The organism is Acidovorax sp. Root402 (assembly GCF_001425125.1).
GTDB classification, from domain to species: domain Bacteria; phylum Pseudomonadota; class Gammaproteobacteria; order Burkholderiales; family Burkholderiaceae_C; genus Acidovorax; species Acidovorax delafieldii.
Map to the genome: position 1 here is coordinate 15,766 of NZ_LMDQ01000015.1, position 19,793 is coordinate 35,558.

Sequence of the window (19,793 nt, forward strand, 5' to 3'; positions counted from 1 at the left end):
CGGGATGCCTCCTGGCGGCGCGTCTGGCGCCCTGCTGCTGGCAGACCCGTAAAATCCACCGATGCTCACAGCCAAAAATGAATTGCTCGCTGCGCTCGCAGCCGAGCTGGAAAACCTGTCCCCCGGCGCTGGCGCCAAGGCGGCCTTTGAATCTCCCAAGGTGGCGGCCCATGGCGACTTCGCCTGCACCGCGGCCATGCAACTGGCCAAGCCCCTCAAGCTCAACCCGCGCGCACTGGGGGAACAGCTCAAGACCGCACTCGAAGCCACGCCCGCCTTTCAGCGCTGGGTGTCCGCCATTGAAATCGCGGGCCCGGGCTTTCTGAACATCCGCCTCCAACCCGCCGCCAAGCAGGAAGTGGTGCGTGAGGTGCTGGCTGCGGGCGAGCGCTTTGGTTACCAAGCCAGCAACGGCCAGCAGGTGCTGGTCGAGTTCGTGTCGGCCAACCCCACGGGCCCGCTGCACGTGGGCCACGGTCGCCAGGCCGCGCTGGGCGATGCCATCTGCAACCTGTTCAGCACCCAGGGCTGGAAGGTGCACCGCGAGTTCTATTACAACGACGCAGGCGTACAGATCGACACGCTGACCAAGAGCACGCAGCTGCGCGCCAAGGGCTTCAAGCCCGGCGACGACTGCTGGCCCACCGACAGCGAGAACCCGCTGGCCAAGAACTTCTACAACGGCGACTACATCGCCGACATCGCCGAGGCCTTCAAGGCCAAGGCCACGGTGAAGGCCGACGACCGCGAGTTCACGGCCAACGGCGATGTGGAGGACTACGACAACATCCGCCAGTTTGCCGTGGCCTACCTGCGCAACGAGCAGGACAAGGACCTGCAGGCGTTCAACCTCCAGTTCGACGAGTACTACCTCGAATCCAGCCTGTACACCAGTGGCCGTGTCGAGGCCACGGTGAACAAGCTCGTCGCCAACGGCAAGACCTACGAGCAGGACGGTGCGCTGTGGCTCAAGAGCACCGACTACGGCGACGACAAGGACCGCGTCATGCGCAAGCAGGACGGCACCTTCACCTATTTCGTGCCCGACGTGGCGTACCACATTGCCAAGTGGGAGCGCGGCTTCACCAAGGTCGTCAACATCCAGGGCACGGACCACCACGGCACCATCGCCCGCGTGCGCGCCGGCCTGCAGGCGGCCGATGTGGGCATCCCCAAGGGTTACCCCGACTACGTGCTGCACACCATGGTGCGGGTGGTCAAGGGCGGCGAAGAGGTCAAGATCAGCAAGCGTGCCGGCAGCTACGTCACGCTGCGCGATTTGATCGAGTGGACCAGCAAGGATGCGGTGCGCTTCTTCCTGCTCAGCCGCAAGCCCGACACCGAGTACACCTTCGACGTGGACCTGGCCGTGGCACAGAACAACGACAACCCCGTGTACTACGTGCAGTACGCGCATGCCCGCATCCAGTCGGTGCTGCGTGCGTGGCAAGAGGCGGGCGGTGGTGATGTGGCTTCGCTCAAGGATGTGGACCTGTCCGCCCTCGAAGGCCCGCAGGCCCAGGCGCTGATGCTGCAACTGGCCAAGTACCCCGAGATGCTCACCGCCGCCGCCGACGGTGAGGCGCCACACGATGTGACCTTCTACCTGCGCGACCTGGCCGCCAGCTACCACAGCTATTACGATGCCGAGCGCATCCTCGTGGACGACGAGGCTGTGAAGAAGGCGCGCCTGGCGCTGGTCGCTGCCACCGCCCAGGTATTGCACAATGGCCTGGCCGTGCTGGGCGTGTCGGCCCCGGCCAGAATGTAAGCAGTTACTACCAATATGAAAAAGCAACAGACGGGCGGGACCATTGTCGGCTTCATCGTCGGGGTCATCGTGGGCCTGGGCGCGGCGCTGGCCGTGGCCGTGTACGTGACCAAGGTGCCGGTGCCCTTCCTGAACAAGGGCAATGGCCGCGGTGCCGACCTGGACGCTGCGGAGTCCCAGAAAAACAAGAACTGGGACCCGAACTCGCCGCTGTATGGCAAGAACCCGGCCCGCCCTGCGGCACCAGCGGTGGCGGCAGCCGCGTCAGCCCCTGCATCGGCCCCCGCCCCTGAGGTGCGCGCCGCCGCGTCGGCCGCCAAGCCTGCCGTGAGCAAGCCAGACGCCAAAGCCGAGGCCAAGGCCGAGAGCAAGCCGGGCGCTGACCCGCTGGGCGATCTGGCCGTGGCCAAGGCCGCGGCCAAGGGCAGTGTGGACCCGTTTGACTACTTTGTGCAGGCGGGCGCCTTCCGCACCCAGGCCGACGCAGACGCCCAGCGCGCCAAGCTGGCCATGCTGGGCTGGGAGGCCCGTGTGAGCGAGCGTGAGCAAAATGGCCGGGCGGTCTTCCGGGTGCGCATCGGTCCTTTCACCAAGCGTGACGATGCCGAAGTGCTCAAAGAGAAACTCGATGGCGCCGGGCTGGAATCGGCGCTGGTGCGTGTGCAGCGCTGATCGGCCTGTGGCTGTGAACAGGGGCCTGTGCATACAGCGCCACCACCAGGGCTGAACTTTTTGTAAAGGGATGTCTCACATCCCGCATACCTGAACCAGGAGAGTCTTTGTCATGAAACGCCGTGAGTTTTCTTTGTCCGCCGCCTCTGCGGTTGCCGCTTCTGCCCTGACGCTGCCAGTGGCCAACCCCGCGATGGCGCAAGCCCGCCAGTTCAAGGAGGGCAAGGACTTCAAGCGGCTGGACAAGCCCGTCACCCCCGATGCGCCGGCCGGCAAGGTCGATGTGATCGAGTTCTTCTGGTACAGCTGCCCCCACTGCAACGCCTTCGAGCCCACGCTGGACGCCTGGGTCAAGGCTGCGCCCAAGGACCTCTCCATCCGCCGCGTGCCCGTGGCCTTCAACGCCAGCTTCGTGCCCCAGCAAAAGCTGTACTACACGCTCGAAGGCATGGGCAAGCTCGAAGCCCTGCACGCCAAGGTCTTCCGTGCCATCCACGTGGAAAAGGCCAAGCTCGCCAAGGACGACGAAATCCTGGGCTGGGTGACCCAGCAGGGCGTGGATGCGGCCAAGTTCAAGGAGGTCTACGGCTCCTTCAGCGTGGCCAACCAGGTGCGTCGCGCCTCGCAGCTGCAGGATTCGTACGGTGTTGAGGGCGTGCCTTCCATGGGTGTGGCAGGCAAGTACTACACCGACGGCACGATGGCAGGCAGCATGCAGACCGTGTTGCAGGTGGTCGAATACCTGGCGGCCACGGCACGCAAAGCCTGACGATGTGCCGACCCTGTCGGCAAGTTGTCCCAAAGGCCCGCTGATGCGGGCTTTTTTTTCGGGGTGGGTACCATCGGGTGGCTACAATCACTGCAAGATTCGTGCCCTATGACCCACCGCCTACTCCCCCTCCTTGTGCTCGCAGCCCTGACCGGCCTTGCGGGCATGGCACATGCCGAAAAGGCTGACCGTGCCAAGCCCATGAACATCGAGGCCGACGCCCTGCGCCACGATGAACTCAAGCAGACCAGCGTGTTCTCGGGCCGCGTGGTGATGACCAAGGGCACCATCGTGCTGCGCGGCGCGCGGCTGGATGTGCGCCAGGACGCCGACGGCTACCAGTACGGCGTGGTCACGGCCGAGGCGGGCAAACGGGCGTTCTTCCGCCAAAAGCGCGACACCGTGGCGGGGGCGCCTGACGAGTTCATCGAAGGCGAAAGCGAAGTCATCGAATACGACGGCAAGGCCGACAACGTGCGCTTCATCACCCGCGCCGAACTCCGCCGGTACCGTGGGTCGGTATTGAACGACGAGATCACCGGCGCCGTGATCGTCTACAACAACCTCACCGATGTGTTCACCGTCGATGGCCAGAAGGCACCAGCCTCTTCTGCCGCAGCGGGCGACACACCAGCGCCCGGTGGTCGTGTGCGCGCCGTGCTGGCGCCCAAAGACCCTCCGCCCGGCGCGGCAGCCCCGGCCCCAGCGCCTGACGCGCCCGCACCGGCGCTGCGCCCCAGCAACAGCCTTGGCGGCGGCGCCAAGTGAGCGGGCCTGCTGTGAGTACCGGTCCTGACTCCCAGGCGGGTAGCCGCCTGGAGGTACAGCATCTGGCCAAATCCTATGGCAGCCGCAAGGTCGTCAAGGATGTGTCGCTGGTGGTGCAAAAAGGCGAGGTTGTGGGGTTGCTCGGCCCCAACGGCGCGGGCAAGACCACATCCTTTTACATGATCGTGGGCCTGGTGCGCAGCGATGCAGGCGATATTCGCATCGACGGCCACTCGGTGGCCCACATGCCCATCCACCGCCGCTCTCGGCTGGGTCTGTCGTACCTGCCGCAAGAAGCCTCGATCTTCCGCAAGCTCACCGTCGAAGAAAACGTGCGTGCGGTGCTGGAACTGCAGCGCGCCGATGACGGCCAGCCGCTGTCGCGCGACGCCATCGAAGAACGCCTGACGGCACTGCTGCAAGAGCTGCGTGTGGACCACCTGCGTGCCTCGCCCGCGCTGGCGCTGTCCGGTGGCGAGCGCCGCCGCGTCGAGATCGCCCGTGCCCTGGCCACCCAGCCGCGTTTCATCCTGCTGGACGAGCCTTTTGCCGGCATCGACCCCATCGCAGTGATCGAGATCCAGCGCATCATCGGCTTCCTCAAGGCACGCGGTATCGGTGTGCTCATCACCGACCACAACGTGCGCGAGACGCTGGGCATCTGCGACCACGCCTTCATCATCAGCGACGGCCGCGTGCTGGCGCAGGGCACGCCCTCCGAGATCGTGGACAACGCCGAAGTACGCCGCGTGTACCTGGGCGAGCATTTCCGCATGTGATGAAGCCTGGACTGTCGCTGCGCGTCTCGCAGCACCTTGCATTGACCCCCCAGCTCCAGCAGTCCATCCGGCTGCTGCAGTTGTCCACGCTCGAACTCTCGCAGGAAGTCGAGCAGATGCTCGACGAAAACCCGTTCCTCGAACGCAATGCCGACGAAGCCCCGCGCGAGGAGTTTGGCCTGGAAGCCGCCGACACGCCCGCGCAGGCCGACGACTACAGCGCCGATGATGCTATGTTTTCAGGAGCTGTCAGCGCAAGCAGTACTAGCGCTGAGAGCCAAAACGAGGCTGAAATCCCCAGTGGAAGTGCCGACGAGCCCGACTGGAGCGGCGACGGCACCGTCGAGATGGCGCCCAACGACGCCGAGTGGGGTGGCGACGCCCCGGCGCGCACCCGCAACGATGCGGAAGGCGACGAGGCCGACGCCACCGAGCTGGCCCGTTCGCACGAATCGCTCACCGCCTTTTTGCACCGCCAGGCACTGTCGCTGAGGCTGTCTGAAGTGGACACTGCCGCGCTGCGTTTTCTCATCGAATCGCTGAACGACGACGGCTACCTGGAAGAGTCGCTTGAAGAGCTGGCCATCAGCCTGGCCGGGCCCGACGACCTGGAACAGATCGAAGAACTGGTGCACCGCTTCACCGTGGCCCAGCGCCTGTTGCAAAGCCTGGAGCCCGTGGGGGTCGGCGCGCGCAATTTGTCTGAATGCCTGACGCTGCAGCTCACCGCGCTGGCGGCCGACGAAGACAGCGACGCCGACCCCGAGACCGTGCAGACCGCGCTGCGCATCTGTCAGCAGCCGCTGGAGATGCTGGCCCGCCGCGACATCCGCCGCCTGACGCAGCTGTGCAGCGAAGGTGGCGTGGCCGGAGAAGAACGCACCCGGTCTGCCATGGCACTTATCGCCCGCCTGGAGCCTCGCCCTGGCCGCCGTTTTGCCGACGTAGAGCGCAACATCATCATCCCCGACGTCATCGTGCGCAAAGCCGGTCGCGCCAACGGGCGGGACGGCCAGCACAACTTCATCGTGCAGCTCAACCCCGACGTGATGCCCCGTCTGCGCGTGCACGACATCTACGCTGGCGCGCTGCGTGGCCACAAGGGCGGCGAAGGCCACCAGGGCATGCAGCAGCGCCTGCAGGAGGCGCGCTGGTTCATCAAGAACATCCAGCAGCGCTTTGACACCATCCTGCGCGTCTCGCGCGCCATCGTCGAGCGGCAGAAGAACTTCTTCACCCACGGCGAGCTGGCCATGCGCCCCCTGGTGCTGCGCGACATCGCCGACGAGCTGGGCCTGCACGAGTCCACCATCAGCCGCGTGACCACGGCCAAGTACATGGCCACGCCGATCGGTACCTACGAGCTGAAGTACTTCTTTGGCTCTGGCCTGGGCACCGAGACCGGTGGCAATGCGTCCAGCACGGCCGTGCGCGCACTGATCAAGCAGTTCGTGTCCGCCGAAAACCCGGCCAAGCCGCTGTCCGACAGCCAGATCGCCGAGATGCTCAAGGAGCAGGGCATCGAGTGCGCACGCCGCACCGTGGCCAAGTACCGCGAGGCGCTCAAGATCGCGCCAGCGAATTTGCGCAAGGCGCTTTAGCGCTCCCGGCGTGGAGGCGCGCGAGTGTTCTCTGGCCGTCCAGGCAACAGTTCAGTGCCGGGCTATTTGCGCGCCATGAATACCGCGTCATATGCTTGTGGCGTGAATCCTGCGATCTTCTGGCCGTTGGTCAGCAAGACCGGTACGCCTCTGGCCCCCAGCTGACTGAACGCCGCCTTGCCAGAAGGCGTGTCGATATCCAGCTCCCGATAGGCGATGCCCTTGCTCGCCAGATAGGCCTTGGCCGCCTTGCAGTAGCCGCACCAGGTGGCCATGTACAGCACCACATCGCCCCGGGGAGCCGCAACCTGTGGAGTGTCCGGAGTGGCTGTTTTGGGGGCAGGGCCCGCCCCCGGTACCACGCTGACCGGCAGGTTTTCCAGCTTCATCGTTTTCTCTACGGCACCGGCCGTGGGAGGCTTGTCGCTGTAAACCACCCTGCCGTCCGTACCCACTGATTTGTACAGCGTCTGGGCGTTGGCTGCCAACGGCACCACGGCCAGCGCCAGGGTGGTCAACAGGGTCCGAACAAAAGGGCGCATGAAGGGGCTCCGGTAAAATCCACTGCCCGAGAGCATACGAGACAGTGGCGCCCGGCCCACAGGACTCGTGCGCAACACTCCCCTGCAGTGGCCTGGGCACCACGCTGTGGATGGGATGGCGTCCCCCTGTGCTTCCCATCTGGCGCCTGGAAGGGCAGACCCTGTCTTTCGCGCAATGCGCTATGTCCGTCGCTGGCACCTGCCTTCGCTTCCTGTTTTGCCCTCCCACTTTCCGCACCATGGCCCGCATCGTCTTCGACCTCCCACCGCACTTCGGCTTTGCCACTGAACTGCAGATCTACATCAGCCACGTGAACCAGGGCGGGCATCTTGACAACGCGCAGTTGCTCAGCCTGGTGTCTGAAGCGCGCGTGCGCTTTTTCCAGTCGCTGGGATACCCCGAGGCCGATGTGGGCGGTCTGTCCATCGTGGTCGGCGACATCGTGGCGCAGTACAAGTCCGAAGGTTTCCATGGCGAGACCATGCGGGTGGAGATGGCGCCAGCGGATTTCAACCGCTATGGGTTTGACCTGGTCTTTTGCATGACCGAGAAGACCTCAGGCCGCGAGGTGGCGCGCGGCAAGATCGGCATCGTCTTCATCGGCAAGGCCGACCGCAAGGTGGCACTGATCCCCGAATCCATCCGCCAATTGCTGCTGGCCCGCGCAGGCACGCCGGATTCCCATGCATTGTCCGAGCGCGTATCCTCCCCATCGACATGAACCAACTCCAACTTTTTCTCCCCTGCGCCGCGGGCGTCGAGGGCTTTCTGGCCGACGAGGTGCATGGCATCACCGGCCTCACGGGGCAAGACCTGCTGGTGGGCCGGGGTGGCGTGCTGCTGCGCGCCTCATGGCGCCATGCCATGCAGCTCAACCTGCACAGCCGCCTGGCCCAGCGCGTTCTGGTGCAGCTGGCGCACCGCCCCTACCGGTCTGAGAACGACCTCTATGCCATGGCCAGCGAGGTGGCCTGGGAGATCTGGTTCACCACGCGCCAGACCTTCAAGGTCGAGGTGACGGCCCAGCACAGCCCGCTGCAGAGCCTGAACTTCGCGGGCCTCAAGGTCAAGGACGCGGTGGCCGACCGCTTCCGCCACAAGAGCGGCGTGCGCCCCGATGTGAACACCCAGTGGCCCGATGTGCGCATTCATCTGCACCTGACCACCGACGAGGCCACGATCTATATCGACACCTCGGGCGAGCCGCTGTTCAAGCGCGGCTGGCGCGAGGACAAGGGCGACGCGCCGCTCAAGGAAACCCTGGCCGCCGCCATGATCGCCGCCAGCGGCTGGGACCCGCATGGCGACAACCCCCAGCCCCTGTACGACCCCTGCTGCGGTAGCGGCACCATCGTGGTCGAGGCCGCACAGATCGCCTGCCGCATCCCGGCGGGCATGTTGCGGCGTTTTGCGTTCGAGAAACTGCTGCCGTTCCAGGCGCATGTCTGGAGTGCTATAAAAAACGAAGCTGAAAGTGCAATATGCACTAGCGCTGTCCCCCTGTTTGGCAGTGATGTCGCCTTCCGCATGGTTGATTTTGCGCAGCGCAACGCCGAGCGCGCGGGCGTGGCCGACACCGTGCAGCTGCGCGGCGGCGACGCCCTGCAGCGCATGCCGCCCTGTGAGCAACCCGGTGTGATGCTGCTCAACCCACCCTACGGCGAGCGCATTGCTGCCGCCGGCACTGCCGGCCGCAACGCCAGCGAACGCGCGGCTGACCGCGCCCAGGGCATGGCCGTGGGCCGCGAAGAGGCACAGACCGAAGACGGTGGCGAGTTCTTCAGCCAGCTGGCCACTCACTGGAAGAAGAACTACAGCGGCTGGACGGCCTGGATGCTCACGCCCGACCTGAAACTGCCCGGCAAGATGCGCCTGAAGGAATCGCGCCGCGTGCCCATGTGGAACGGGCCCATCGAATGCCGCATGTTCCGCTTCGACATGATCAAGGGTGCTGTGCGCGACCGGGCTGCCAAGCCCGCCCCCGACGGCAGCCCACGCCATGAAGGTTGAACTGCCCCTGCCCGCCGAGGCCCCGGCGGACGAGCCGGCGCGCCCTGTGGTGGTGGACACCAACGTGGCGCTGGACCTGCTGATTTTCAGCGACCCGCGCTCCGTCCCCCTTCGCACGCTGCTGGCCCAGGGGCGTCTGGCCTGGATTGCCACGCAGGTCATGCGTGATGAGCTGGAGCGTGTGCTGGCCTACCCGCACATCGTTGAGCGCATGGACTACTACCGCATGGGTGCCGCGCAGGTGCTGGCAGCGTTTGATGCGCAGGCCCGTCTGGTAGATATCGCACCCAAGGTGGCCTATGTGTGCAAGGATGCGGACGACCAGAAGTTCATCGACCTGGCGGCGGCGCACCGGGCAATCTTGCTGAGCAAGGACAAGGCGGTGATCTGCATGCGCAAGCGGTTGGTGAACCTGGGGGCGGATGTGGCGACTGCGCTGGTGCTGGAAGAGGCGCCCGCCACGGCGGTGGCCTGATCACACATTGATCAGTTTTTGGCTGCAAGGATCGGTATGGGACCGTTGGGGTATCTTGTCCTCTCAGGCTTCTTCGCCTACCTCGCTTTTGATGCGTTTCAGTTCAACCGGGCATCCGGCCACAAAGTCTGGGCCATACCGCCATCTTCCGGTCGGGCTGTTGGTGTAGATCCTTTGTCGCGCGCCGAGCAGGAGGGCGCGCAATCGAACGAAATCACTGCAGTGGGGGGCATTCCCGGCCTCTACTGGATTTTTGTCGTGCTCTCGGTGGGCTGCCTGGGGATTGCTGCCTGGCTGTGGCTGGCGTAGGTTGGGGTAGCGCGGTCTAACCCGACGTTTTCTTCCACGGGCATGGCCTGTCGGGTTACACCAGCGGCTAACCCGACCTGCTGGCTGATCTAGCCTTGAGCCAAGAGGTCATACGCCGCCCGCACCCGCTGCAAATCCCGCCCCAGTTTGCGATTGGTGGGAAGATTCCGCATCCACCCCATCCGCCGGACACTGGTGGCCAGCACCGCCTGCATCTCCGCGCTGCCCTGCGCTACCCACGCCGCCCAGCGCTTGCGTCCCTCGGCCAGCGTACCGCTGGCATGCAGGTAAATCGCGGTGGAATGCGCGTAACACAGCGCATCGCGCACATGGCACACCGCCAGCGGCAGCACGGCGGCGGGGTCGTCCTCAAAGTCGATGCAGGCCACCTCGCCATCGGGGCAGCGCACCAGGTTGCGCGCAAAGGCCTGGCTCAGGCAGGTGCCCTGGCGATGCACCTGGGCCAAGGTGTCCAGCCCCTGTTGCCACAGCGCCAGCACAGCGGCCGTGTCACCCGCCTGCACGGCGTGGTCGATCTCGTTGCCCAGCGAATGGGTTTCCTCACCCACGTTGCCCAGGTGGCGCATGGCAAAACCATTCGGCAACGCGGCCAGCACCACGGGCACGCGGATGCCACGCGCTGCCAGGTCGCGCAGGCGCTGCACTTCGGTGGCAATGGCCGTGGGGCCGCCGGGGTTGGGCACGGGGCGCAGGGCGTCCAGCCGCAGCAGGGCTGCCAGCAAGGCCATGGCGCGGTAGCGGCCTGTGCCATGGGGGGCTCCCGCGCGCTTGATCCAGATCTGTTCATCGCCCAGCACATGGGCCATCACGTTGTGCGGCTGGGTGGCGAGTTGTTGCTGCAAAAAGGCGGCGTAGTCCGGGGTGGTGGTGTGGGTGGGGGCGGATGCGTCCATCGTCAGATTCATACAGCAGCGTCCCCTGCCACCGCAGCAGCGGTGCCGACGGCTGCGGCGTGCACCAGCTCGACATGGTGGGGAATGGAGGGCTCCAGTGCAGGCTCGCTGGCCTGAAAGCTGTGCGCGCTGGCCAAGGGCCAGTACAGGCGGAACACGTTGTGCTGCGCGTCGAGCGGGCCGAGCAGCGCGCCCGGTTGCATGCGCGTGATCAGGTTGGACAGCAGGCGCACCTCGGTGTCGCTGATGCGGCGCACGATGTGGTGGGCCGTGATGTCCTTGGGGTGGCGCAGCCCGGCGGCCTGCACCAGCTCCTGCAGCGCGTGCAGCGTGCTGCGATGAAACTGCGCCACGCGCGTGGCCTTGTCGGGCACCACCAGGGCCTGCTGGCGCAGCGGGTCCTGGGTGGTCACGCCCGTGGGGCAGTGCCCGGTGTGGCAGTTTTGCGCCTGGATACAGCCGAGCGCCATCATGAAGCCACGCCCCGCGTTGCACCAGTCGGCGCCCAGCGCCATCATGCGAGCGATGTCGAAGGCGCTGATCACCTTGCCCGCGCAGCCAATGCGCACGCGGTCGCGCAGGTTCACGCCCACCAGGGTGTTGTGCACCAGCAGCAGGCCTTCTTGCAGCGGTGCACCCACGTGGTCGGTGAATTCCACCGGTGCCGCGCCCGTGCCGCCCTCGGCGCCATCGACCACGATGAAATCGGGCGTGATGCCCGTGACCAGCATGGCCTTGACGATGGCAAACCATTCCCACGGGTGGCCCAGGCAGAACTTGAAGCCCGTGGGCTTGCCGCCCGATAGCGTGCGCAGCCTGGCGATGAACTGCATCATCTCCACCGGGTTGCTGAACGCACTGTGGCTGGCGGGCGAGATGCAGGCCTCGCCCTCCTTCACCCCGCGCGCAGCGGCGATCTCGGCAGTCACCTTGGCCCCCGGCAGCACGCCGCCGTGGCCCGGCTTGGCGCCCTGGCTGAGTTTCAGCTCGATCATCTTCACCTGCGGGTCGGTGGCGCTGGCTGCAAAACGCTCTTCGCTGAACGTGCCATCGGGGTTGCGGCAGCCAAAGTAGCCCGAGCCGATTTCCCAAATCAGGTCGCCGCCGTGCACGCGGTGGTGTTGGCTGATACTGCCCTCGCCCGTGTCGTGCGCGAAGCCGCCTTTTTTTGCACCCTGGTTCAAAGCCAGGATCGCATTGGCCGACAGCGCACCAAAGCTCATGGCCGAGATGTTGAACACGCTCGCGTGGTAAGGCTGGGTGCAAGGCGCCACAGACTGCGACGGCGCATCGGGGTTGCCGCCGATCCACACGCGAAAGTCGTGCGACGGCAGCTGTGTGGGTGCGAGCGAGTGGTTCACCCATTCATAACCCTGCGCGCCCACGTCCAGGTGCGTGCCGAAGGGGCGGTTGTCCGGGTCGCCCTTGGCGCGCTGGTACACCAGCGAGCGCTGGGCGCGCGAGAACGGCGCGGCCTCGCTATCGCTTTCGATGAAATACTGGCGCACCTCGGGCCGCACATATTCGAGCATGAAGCGGATGTGGCCGATGACCGGGTAGTTGCGCAAAATGGCGTGGCGCGACTGCTGCAGGTCGTACACGCCCACTGCTACCAGGGCAGCAAACACCAGCACCACGGGCAACCCCACGTGAAAAGCCACCAGCGCAAACAGCGACAGCAGCAGCCCGAAAACGCACAGCGCAAAGGCCGTGTAGCGCACCGGGTACAGGGAGTTCAGTTGGTGGAGCATGGGGGTCCTGGTTCTGGTGGCGGTGCGAGAGGGGGCTACACTGACCGCCTTTTTATCGGGTTGCCATGTTGCGCAAGGCGCTTTTGAGGCCCGGCACCACCCCGGGCCGCCGTACCTCCGCCGCTACACCAGCGCCACGGCACAAGGCCTGCGCATCATAAAAGTAAAACAATGTTTTACCGCCCCCGCTTTCTCGCTTGACGACCGGAGCCCCCCATGACCGAATCCACATCGCCCACTCCCTCCACCGACGATCTTGACGACCCCACGGGCGCCCCGGCCGCCGCACTGGGCCCTGAAGAGCTGGAAGAGATCGACAACATCCTCGACGACCTGCGCTCGCGCGGCGAGGAAATCCCGCAGTGGGAGTTCTGCGACGGTTTCATGACCGCGCTGATCTGCAGCCGCCGCCCCATCGCCCCGGCCGAATACCTGCCCATGCTGCTGGGCGACGGCGCCGAGCTGGATGTTGCCGAAGGCGACCCGCTGCCCCAGTTGCCAGCCTTTGCTGACGCCGCCCAGCAGGCGCGCTTTTTAGAGCTGTGGAACCGCCGCTGGGCCGAAATCGCGACCCAGCTCGACACCGACGTGAAGACGCTGGACGACGACCGCACCTTCCAGCCCGAAGCCATGGACATGCGTGGCGCCGTGGCCAGCCTGACCGACGAGCAGCGTGCCGAGATGGGCGACGACCAGGAGATCCCGTCCTTCGGCCAGGTCTGGGCGCTGGGCTTCATGTTTGCGGTGGAAAACTGGCCCGAAGACTGGGCCGCCCCGCGCGACAAGGAAGCGGCCAAGTGGCTGGATGACGCGCTGGACCGCATCGTTGCCCTGACCGAAGACGACACCGGCAAGCCCGAAGTCTGCATGTACGACGAAGACGGCCCACCCAGCACCAGCCAGGCGCGCGTCGAGGCCTTCGGCGAAGCCATCTGGGCCGTGTACGACCTGCGCCAGCTGTGGAAGAGCATGGGCCCGCGCGTGGAGACGGTGCGCAAGGCGCCCGAGCCGGGGCGCAATGACCCGTGCCACTGCGGTAGCGGCAAGAAGTACAAGAAGTGCCACGGCGCTTAAGGCCTCTTTGGGTACACAAACCTGATGCAGTTCATGCAGGCCGTGATGGATCACTTTGAATGGGGGCAGTACGTATTGCTCTCAGTGGTCCTGGGCTTTCTTGCTTTGACCGAGCACTTCTGGCCTCGCCGTACGGCTGGCAAAGGCCACAAAGGACGGATAAGGGTCAATCTGTTGCTGTATGTGCTGGGTGGTCTGTTGATGTGGTGGGTGGCCGAGCCTGTGCAGACCGCTGCGGTGCGACTTGGGGCGTCCTTGGGGTGGACCGGGTTGGCCGGGGGGGCATTGCCCGATGTTCCCAAGATCGTCATTGGCGTGTTGCTGGTGGATGCAATCCAGTATGTGCTGCATCGTGCTTCGCACGCCATTCCACTTCTGTGGCGAATGCACCAAGTGCATCACGCGGATGCCGCATTCGATGTGACGACCAGTGTGCGCCACCATCCTCTGGAAGTTGTGGCACTTGCGGCTCTGACGCTGATGCTGTGCGCGGCACTGGGCATGCCTCTTGTGTCCTTGTTGTTCTATGCGGTGCTTCAACTGGTGCACACCGCGTTTTGCCATGCCAATGTTGCGATCCCATTGCGCTGGGATCGGAGACTGCGTTGGGTGATGGTGACCCCTGATATGCACCGTGTGCACCATTCCGACCGCATGGATGAAGGCAACAGCAACTTCGGAATGGTGTTCCCCTGGTGGGATCGCCTGATGGGAACATATTGCGCGCAACCAGCGTTGGGCCATCAGGGCATGCACTTGGGGCTGGCCAACGACAACAACAATGATGCCCGGCCTGACGGGTTCTGGCGGGCCCTGATCCAACCCTTTGGCAAGCTGCCCTGAGGCCTCCCTTTCAAGACCGGTGGCACGCGGTCATTTTTTGCAAGACATTTGCAAAACCCTGAAGTACAAACGCCACTCGCTCGATTGAGCGTTCAGAAAATTTGTATTTTTTAAGGGTGATATGTCGAAAGTTCGTTGGATGGGCGCGCTGTTAGTTGGCGCAGGCGCTTTGGCGGCAACAGGTGCGCAAGCAGGCGTTGTTTTTACTTTTAGCAAGGCGTTTGGAGCGCCCAGCGTCTCGGTCGGAAGTGCCACCTCGCTGGCGTTCACCATCAATCGGCTGGGGCCAGCTGCGAACAACATCACGTTCACAGACAATTTGCCGGCGGGCCTGGTGGTGTCCACTCCCAACGGTTTGGTGGGCGACTGTGGGGTCGGCAGCGTGGTGACCGCCGCACCGGGTTCCTCCTCGGTGGCCTTGGCCGGCGGGGTGTTGGCCGGTGGGGCCAGTTGCACGTTTTCTGTTCAGGTCACCGCAACAGCGCCGGGTGTAAAAAACAACGTTACTACGGGCCTGAATTCCAGTTCTGGCAGCGCCCCTGCCGCCAATGCCACACTCAACGTGCTCGCTGCAAGCGCAACCTCGGTTCCGACGCTGAGCGAATGGGGGCTTATGGCACTGTTGCTGGCCATGGCGGCATCGGCATTCAATGCTGTACGTCGCAAGAAAATCGGCAGCTAAAGCGCAGTCGTTTGCACAAGGGGCTTGTGTCGTGTCCTGCGGGCTTCTGTGCGGATCAGAGAGACCGTACTTCCTGCGCCAGAAACTTCTTCAAATTCCCCGCTGCCGTACTCCGCACCTTGCGCTTGAGCGAGGGCGACCAGCCCAGCAGCAAGCCCGGCGCGCCCAGCGCCTGCCGGGCCCAGCGCCAGAAGTTGAAGCGGTCACGGTGCGTGGCAATCAGCCCGTCGGGCGTGAAGGTGAAGGTGCCGTCGATGATGTTATGCACTTTGCGCCCAGTGGCGCTGAAGAGGTAGTGCGCCTCCCAGTGCGCCTTGCCGCCCTGCGCGTCGGCGTCGATGCCGCTGAACTCCAGCTTCCAGTGCTCGGCGGCGCCGGGCTTTTTGGTCGCAGTGCACAGCATGCGCCACATGCCTGCCACCTGCTCACGGCCTTTCAGGGAAAAGGCTTCGTCGTCAAACGTGGCGTCAGGCGCATAGCAGGCGGCCATGGTGGCATGGTCCAGTTGCGCAAACGCGGTGTAGAAGCGTTGCAGGGTCTGGGCGTTGGGGTGCATGGGTTCTCCTCCTCAAGGGCGTCCATGCTACACCCGGGCCGGAACGCTGCATGCCACCTGGGGGACCTGCGCGGCGATGTGCGTTCAGCCGGTGCGCAACCCACCGATGCGCGGCCGCTTGGTGTCGTCCAATGCGTCCAGCACCTGGATGCCGTGCGCATACCCCTGCTGCACGATCTGCTCGAACCGGTTCCACTGCAGCATGCCCACGCGGTCCATGGGGGGGTTGAAGTACAGGTCTGTGAGCTGCTGCGACTGGCGCTGGCGCTGGCGCGACATGCTGTACAGGATGGTGACCTGCATGAGGTAGCTGGCCAGCGAGGGCAGCTTGTAGCGCCGTTGGGCGCGCGGGCGCAGCTTGTCGCGCAGCAGGGCCCAACTGCTGGGGATGTCGTCCAGCTCAATGCTGCGGGGCTTGCGGAAGTTCAGGTCCACACCAATCACCGTGCCCACGCCGCGCATGTTGCTGCGCATCACGTCCACCGGAAAATTGTTGAACGTGCCGCCGTCGCACAGCAGGTCGCCCTCGTGCACCACGGGTGGCAGCGCGCCGGGGATGGAGATGCTGGCCAGCAGCGACTTCACCAGGCTGCCCCGGCGCACCACCTGTTCGCTGGCGCGTGAGTAGTTCGTGGCCACGCAGTAGTAGTTCTTCCACAGGTCTTCCACCTGGGCCGGGAAGCCCACCAAGCTCCCTACGGCCTCGTGCAGGATGTGGCGCAGTCGGCGGCCCTTGATGAGCGACATCAGCGGCAGCAGGCTCCAGTCGCCCGTGGGGTTGGTGCGGAATGCCTCGCGCGCGTTGGCCATCACCGTCGCCAGCGGCTGGTCGGACGCCACATACGCGGCCATCACCGAGCCGATGCTGGTGCCGCCCACGCAGTCGATCTCCACGCCTTCTTCCTGCAAGGCGCGGTAGATGCCCAGGTGCGCAAAGCCGCGCGCGCCGCCGCCCGCCAGCACCAGGCCCACGGCCGTGCGGCTCTGGACGCGGGCCAGGCGCGCCATGTCGCGGTCGAGGGTGGGGCGCACATGCACATGGTCGGCCACGGGGCGGCGGTCCAGCCATTGCTGGGTGCCGCGCGGGCACTGCGTGCCTTCCGGGTGCAGCAGTACCAGGATCTCGGCGGCCTCGGCCAGGGGCGCGCGGCGCAGCAGGCAGTTTTCTTCAATCGGGTGGATGGCGGGCTCGGCCTGTGCGTCGGCCAGCAGCAGCAACTCGTCGCAGTGGCGGCTCACGCGGCGCGTCCAGGGCGTGGGCTCGGGGTCGGCCAGCAGCACCACGAAGTCATTGCGCGCCTCGATCTCGTCGAGCAGCATGGCGATGCGCCGGTTGGCCGTGGCGTCGGCACCTTCACGCTGGGCAATGCCGGGTTCGTGCAATTCGGCATCCACGGTGGTCGAGTCCACCACCCGCACGCGGCCCACCGTGCCGAGGTGGCGCGCCAGGCGCTGGCCAAAGGCCTGCAGGTCCACGCCGTTGCTCACGGGCAGCAGGCCCATGGCCACAGGGCGCTCCTGCGCGGCCGTGTGGGCGGCGGTGCCCGACTGCAGGCGCTGGATGATCTGGCGCGTGAGGGCAATCGACACCTGGGCGCTGCTGGCCAGCAGGGTCTTGAACACGTCCTTGGTCAGGCGCACCAGCACCGAGTCTCGCACGGCGACCACGGTGGCGGCGCGCGGCGCGTCGGTGAACAGGCTGATCTCGCCAATCACCTGGCCCCGGCCCATGTCGGCCACGCGGCGCTGTGTACCGCTATGGCCGTCGTCACTGCGCACGTAGGCGCGCAGGCGGCCGCTGACGGTGAGGTACATCGATTCGCCGGGCTCGCCCTGGGTCATCAGCGTGCTGCCGCCGGGCACCTCCACCCATTCCAGCTGGGCGCGCAGCAGCTCCAGCGCTTCGGGCTCGATGTCTGGCAGAAAGTTGCGCAGGTGCTCGGTGAGCAGTTGGTTCTGGGTCGCGGTAAAGGGAGGCATGGTCACGCAATCGACAAGGCACAGTGGGGCGCTGCGAAAGTTGATGGCTGGCCAGCCACCGGTGCTGGCCAAGGGTTCCGCAGCGTGCGAAGCGGCGGATTCTAGGAACGCGAAGGCCCCTGTGCGCACTGCACGGAACATGGCGCCTGCGCAGCGCGTGAACAAATGCACGGCAGGCCCTTTCGATTGCCCCTTCGGGCCGAATGGGACCGGGCCGTCAGCGCATGAAGCTGCGAAGTGCCTCGGCGGTTTCGCCGGGCAATTGTTCAGGAATGAAGTGCCCCGCCGGCACGGCCTGGCCAGTGACCACGCCCGCACACTGCGCCTGCCAGAGTGCCAGCGGATCGAACAGCCGGTGCACCACGCCGTGCGCACCCCAGATCACGAGGGTGTCGCACGCTATTTTTTCGCAGCGCGCGCGGCTGTCACGGTCGTGGTCCAGGTCGACGCCCGCGCTGGCGCGGTAGTCCTCACAGGCGGTGTGGATGGCTTCGGGTGTGCAAAAGCAGCGTTCGTAATCGGCCAGGGCCTGGGGCTCGATGTGGGCCAGGCCCGCGCTGCCCCAGCCGCCCAGCTTGGCGTGCAGGTAGGCGCGGGCGTTGCCGCCGATCATGGTCTCGGGCAGCGGCGCGGGCTGGATCAGATGGAACCAGTGGTAATAGGCGCGCGCAAACTCCATGTCGGTGCGCGCGTACATGTCGAGCGTAGGGGCGATGTCGATCACGCACAGCTTCTTCACGCGCGCGGCGTGGTCCAGCGCCAGGCGGTGGGCCACACGGCCGCCCCGGTCGTGGCCGCACAGGTAGAACGTGTCGTGGCCCAGCGTGGTCATCACCTCGGCCATGTCCTGCGCCAGGGCGCGTTTGCTGTAGTTGCTGTGGTCGGGCAGGCCGGGCGCGTGGGATGAGTCGCCATAGCCACGCAAGTCGGGCAGCACCAGACAGTAGTCGCGTGCCAATTGCTGCACCACGCGGTGCCACAGCGCATGCGTTTGCGGAAAGCCGTGCAACAGCAGCAGCGGGGGCGCGCCCACGGTGCCGCCGGTGCGCACAAAGATCTCCGCGCCCGAGGTGGTGATGCGCCGGGTGGCAAAGCCGTCAAACCAGGAGGGTGTCGTTGTCATGGCCGTATGGTGTGGCAAGGGGCGGGTGGAGTCCTGTCTTGTGGACGACAGCGGCCGCCCATGCCGGGGCCGGGGCCGGGGCCGGGGCCGGGGATCTTGCCAGCGAGGTCAGGCAGGCAGCAGGCTCAGCAGCCGCTTCACGGCGTATCGCAGCGTGGCCGTGCGCACGGCGGCGCGGTCCCCGGCAAAGTGCTGCATCTCGCTGTGGGTTTCGCCGCCCACGCACCAGGCAAACCACACGGTGCCCACCGGCTTGGTCTCGGTGCCGCCTGTGGGGCCCGCGACGCCGGTCACGGCCAGGCTGACCTGCGCGCGCGAGTGGGTCAGCGCACCATCGGCCATGGCGCGTGCCACAGGCTCGCTCACCGCACCGTGCTGCTCGATCAGGCCGGGGGGCACCCCCAGCATCTCGGCCTTGGCCTCGTTGGAATAAGTCACAAAGCCGCGCTCGAACCACTGGCTGGAGCCCGACAGGTCGGTGCAGGCGGCGGCGATCATGCCGCCGGTGCAGCTCTCGGCAGTGGCCAGCATGTGGCGGCGGGCCAGCAAACGCAGCGATATTTGCGTCAAATTGGCCTCAAGCGCTTGCACTTCCTGCGCTAGCAGCTCACTTTTTGATAGTGACGTGGGTGCCATCAGAACCTCCACAGTGCGATGACCAGCAAGGTACAGAAGGCTGCCACAAAGTCGTCCCACAAGATACCCCAGCCCCCGCGCCAGCCAAAGCCCTTGAACAGGCTGTCGGCCCAGCCCACCGGGCCAGGTTTGGCAGCATCAAAAAAGCGGAACAGCCCAAACGCCACCACCTGCCCCCACAGCCCCATGGGCATGGCCAGCCACAGCACCAGCCAGAAGGCCACGACTTCGTCCCACACGATGCTGCCGGGGTCGGCCACGCGCATGTGGCGCGCTGTGGTGGTGCAGGCCCACCAGCCCACCACGGTGCTGATCACGATCAACAGGCCCATTTGCCGCGGGTTCAGCCACTGCTGCAGCACCAGGTAGGCCAGCCAGGCCCACAGCGTGCCCACGGTGCCTGGCGCCTTGGGGGCCAGGCCCGCGCCAAAGCCCAGCGCCATGAAGTGGGCGGGGTGGGACAGCATGAAGCGCACGCTGGGGCGCAGGGGGGCCAGGGGTGGCAGTGGCTCGGAAGCGGTCATGTCGCGACGGAAA

21 protein-coding genes are annotated in these 19,793 nt (G+C 65.8%); 13 read left to right on the top strand and 8 right to left on the bottom strand.

The window, feature by feature from the left end:
* Nucleotides 1-61: 61 nt before the first annotated feature.
* From argS to ASC83_RS17010, 6 genes are all read left to right on the top strand, one after another.
* Nucleotides 62-1,771, top strand: coding sequence for an arginine--tRNA ligase (gene argS, locus ASC83_RS16985; protein WP_056065218.1), 1,710 nt, complete (start codon nucleotides 62-64; stop codon nucleotides 1,769-1,771).
* A 15-nt stretch (nucleotides 1,772-1,786) separates the two neighbouring features.
* Nucleotides 1,787-2,443 carry an SPOR domain-containing protein gene (locus ASC83_RS16990; RefSeq protein ID WP_056065220.1) on the top strand — a complete coding sequence of 219 codons (657 nt, stop codon included), beginning with the start codon at nucleotides 1,787-1,789 and terminating at the stop codon, nucleotides 2,441-2,443.
* A gap of 112 nt (nucleotides 2,444-2,555) precedes the next feature.
* Nucleotides 2,556-3,212, top strand: coding sequence for a thiol:disulfide interchange protein DsbA/DsbL (locus tag ASC83_RS16995; RefSeq protein WP_056065222.1), 657 nt, complete (start codon nucleotides 2,556-2,558; stop codon nucleotides 3,210-3,212).
* A 108-nt stretch (nucleotides 3,213-3,320) separates the two neighbouring features.
* Nucleotides 3,321-3,980 carry a lipopolysaccharide transport periplasmic protein LptA gene (gene lptA, locus ASC83_RS17000; protein ID WP_056065224.1) on the top strand — a complete coding sequence of 220 codons (660 nt, stop codon included), beginning with the start codon at nucleotides 3,321-3,323 and terminating at the stop codon, nucleotides 3,978-3,980.
* Complete coding sequence (lptB, locus tag ASC83_RS17005) at nucleotides 3,977-4,759, top strand: LPS export ABC transporter ATP-binding protein (protein WP_056065226.1); 783 nt, start codon at nucleotides 3,977-3,979, stop codon at nucleotides 4,757-4,759. Before lptA ends, lptB begins: the two co-directional genes overlap by 4 nt.
* Complete coding sequence (locus ASC83_RS17010) at nucleotides 4,759-6,360, top strand: RNA polymerase factor sigma-54 (protein WP_056065228.1); 1,602 nt, start codon at nucleotides 4,759-4,761, stop codon at nucleotides 6,358-6,360. Before lptB ends, ASC83_RS17010 begins: the two co-directional genes overlap by 1 nt.
* A 62-nt stretch (nucleotides 6,361-6,422) precedes the next feature.
* On the opposite strand, the gene ASC83_RS17015 is transcribed toward ASC83_RS17010, so the two are convergent.
* Entirely contained in the window at nucleotides 6,423-6,902 is a 480-nt protein-coding gene (locus tag ASC83_RS17015; protein WP_056065230.1) for a glutaredoxin family protein, read from the bottom strand.
* A gap of 239 nt (nucleotides 6,903-7,141) precedes the next feature.
* Here ASC83_RS17015 and ASC83_RS17020 point away from each other — a divergent pair, with 239 nt between their 5' ends.
* From ASC83_RS17020 to ASC83_RS24015, 4 genes are read left to right on the top strand one after another with little or no spacing between them, the layout of a single operon-like run.
* The gene (locus tag ASC83_RS17020) at nucleotides 7,142-7,624 is read left to right on the top strand and encodes a thioesterase family protein (protein WP_056065784.1); all 483 of its coding nucleotides are present in this window, start codon (nucleotides 7,142-7,144) and stop codon (nucleotides 7,622-7,624) included.
* Nucleotides 7,621-8,913: a class I SAM-dependent RNA methyltransferase gene (locus ASC83_RS17025; protein WP_056065232.1), complete on the top strand. Its 1,293-nt coding sequence runs from the start codon at nucleotides 7,621-7,623 to the stop codon at nucleotides 8,911-8,913. The genes ASC83_RS17020 and ASC83_RS17025 overlap by 4 nt, the downstream gene beginning before the upstream one ends.
* On the top strand, nucleotides 8,903-9,388 hold the full coding sequence (locus tag ASC83_RS17030) for a putative toxin-antitoxin system toxin component, PIN family (protein WP_056065234.1): 486 nt from the start codon (nucleotides 8,903-8,905) through the stop codon (nucleotides 9,386-9,388). Before ASC83_RS17025 ends, ASC83_RS17030 begins: the two co-directional genes overlap by 11 nt.
* A gap of 36 nt (nucleotides 9,389-9,424) precedes the next feature.
* On the top strand, nucleotides 9,425-9,697 hold the full coding sequence (locus ASC83_RS24015) for a hypothetical protein (RefSeq protein ID WP_156379548.1): 273 nt from the start codon (nucleotides 9,425-9,427) through the stop codon (nucleotides 9,695-9,697).
* Between the two features lie 89 nt (nucleotides 9,698-9,786).
* Here ASC83_RS24015 and ASC83_RS17035 read toward each other — a convergent pair whose 3' ends face one another.
* Both ASC83_RS17035 and ASC83_RS17040 read right to left on the bottom strand, forming a co-directional pair.
* Nucleotides 9,787-10,611: a hypothetical protein gene (locus tag ASC83_RS17035; RefSeq protein ID WP_082522509.1), complete on the bottom strand. Its 825-nt coding sequence runs from the start codon at nucleotides 10,609-10,611 to the stop codon at nucleotides 9,787-9,789.
* Nucleotides 10,612-10,619: 8 nt separating this feature from the next.
* Entirely contained in the window at nucleotides 10,620-12,362 is a 1,743-nt protein-coding gene (locus tag ASC83_RS17040; RefSeq protein WP_056065239.1) for an FMN-binding glutamate synthase family protein, read from the bottom strand.
* A 216-nt stretch (nucleotides 12,363-12,578) separates the two neighbouring features.
* Between ASC83_RS17040 and ASC83_RS17045 the strand changes: the two genes are divergently transcribed.
* The 3 genes from ASC83_RS17045 to ASC83_RS17055 all read left to right on the top strand — a co-directional run bounded on the left by ASC83_RS17045 (nucleotide 12,579) and on the right by ASC83_RS17055 (nucleotide 14,961).
* Nucleotides 12,579-13,436 carry a YecA family protein gene (locus tag ASC83_RS17045; protein ID WP_056065241.1) on the top strand — a complete coding sequence of 286 codons (858 nt, stop codon included), beginning with the start codon at nucleotides 12,579-12,581 and terminating at the stop codon, nucleotides 13,434-13,436.
* A gap of 24 nt (nucleotides 13,437-13,460) precedes the next feature.
* Nucleotides 13,461-14,279, top strand: a complete 819-nt coding sequence (locus ASC83_RS17050) for a sterol desaturase family protein (protein ID WP_056065242.1) — start codon at nucleotides 13,461-13,463, stop codon at nucleotides 14,277-14,279.
* A gap of 121 nt (nucleotides 14,280-14,400) precedes the next feature.
* A complete protein-coding gene (locus ASC83_RS17055) occupies nucleotides 14,401-14,961 on the top strand; it encodes an IPTL-CTERM sorting domain-containing protein (protein WP_082522510.1) in 561 nt (186 codons plus the stop codon).
* 55 nt (nucleotides 14,962-15,016) lie between these two features.
* Here ASC83_RS17055 and ASC83_RS17060 read toward each other — a convergent pair whose 3' ends face one another.
* The 5 genes from ASC83_RS17060 to ASC83_RS17080 all read right to left on the bottom strand — a co-directional run bounded on the left by ASC83_RS17060 (nucleotide 15,017) and on the right by ASC83_RS17080 (nucleotide 19,780).
* Complete coding sequence (locus ASC83_RS17060; RefSeq protein ID WP_056065246.1) at nucleotides 15,017-15,517, bottom strand: nuclear transport factor 2 family protein; 501 nt, start codon at nucleotides 15,515-15,517, stop codon at nucleotides 15,017-15,019.
* A gap of 84 nt (nucleotides 15,518-15,601) precedes the next feature.
* Entirely contained in the window at nucleotides 15,602-17,497 is a 1,896-nt protein-coding gene (locus ASC83_RS17065) for a cyclic nucleotide-binding and patatin-like phospholipase domain-containing protein (RefSeq protein WP_056065787.1), read from the bottom strand.
* A 217-nt stretch (nucleotides 17,498-17,714) separates the two neighbouring features.
* The gene (locus ASC83_RS17070) at nucleotides 17,715-18,620 is read right to left on the bottom strand and encodes an alpha/beta fold hydrolase (protein WP_056065248.1); all 906 of its coding nucleotides are present in this window, start codon (nucleotides 18,618-18,620) and stop codon (nucleotides 17,715-17,717) included.
* Between the two features lie 108 nt (nucleotides 18,621-18,728).
* Nucleotides 18,729-19,256, bottom strand: coding sequence for a CinA family protein (locus ASC83_RS17075; RefSeq protein WP_056065250.1), 528 nt, complete (start codon nucleotides 19,254-19,256; stop codon nucleotides 18,729-18,731).
* Nucleotides 19,256-19,780: a phosphatidylglycerophosphatase A gene (locus tag ASC83_RS17080; RefSeq protein ID WP_056065252.1), complete on the bottom strand. Its 525-nt coding sequence runs from the start codon at nucleotides 19,778-19,780 to the stop codon at nucleotides 19,256-19,258. The genes ASC83_RS17075 and ASC83_RS17080 overlap by 1 nt, the downstream gene beginning before the upstream one ends.
* Between the last annotated feature and the right edge of the window lie 13 nt (nucleotides 19,781-19,793).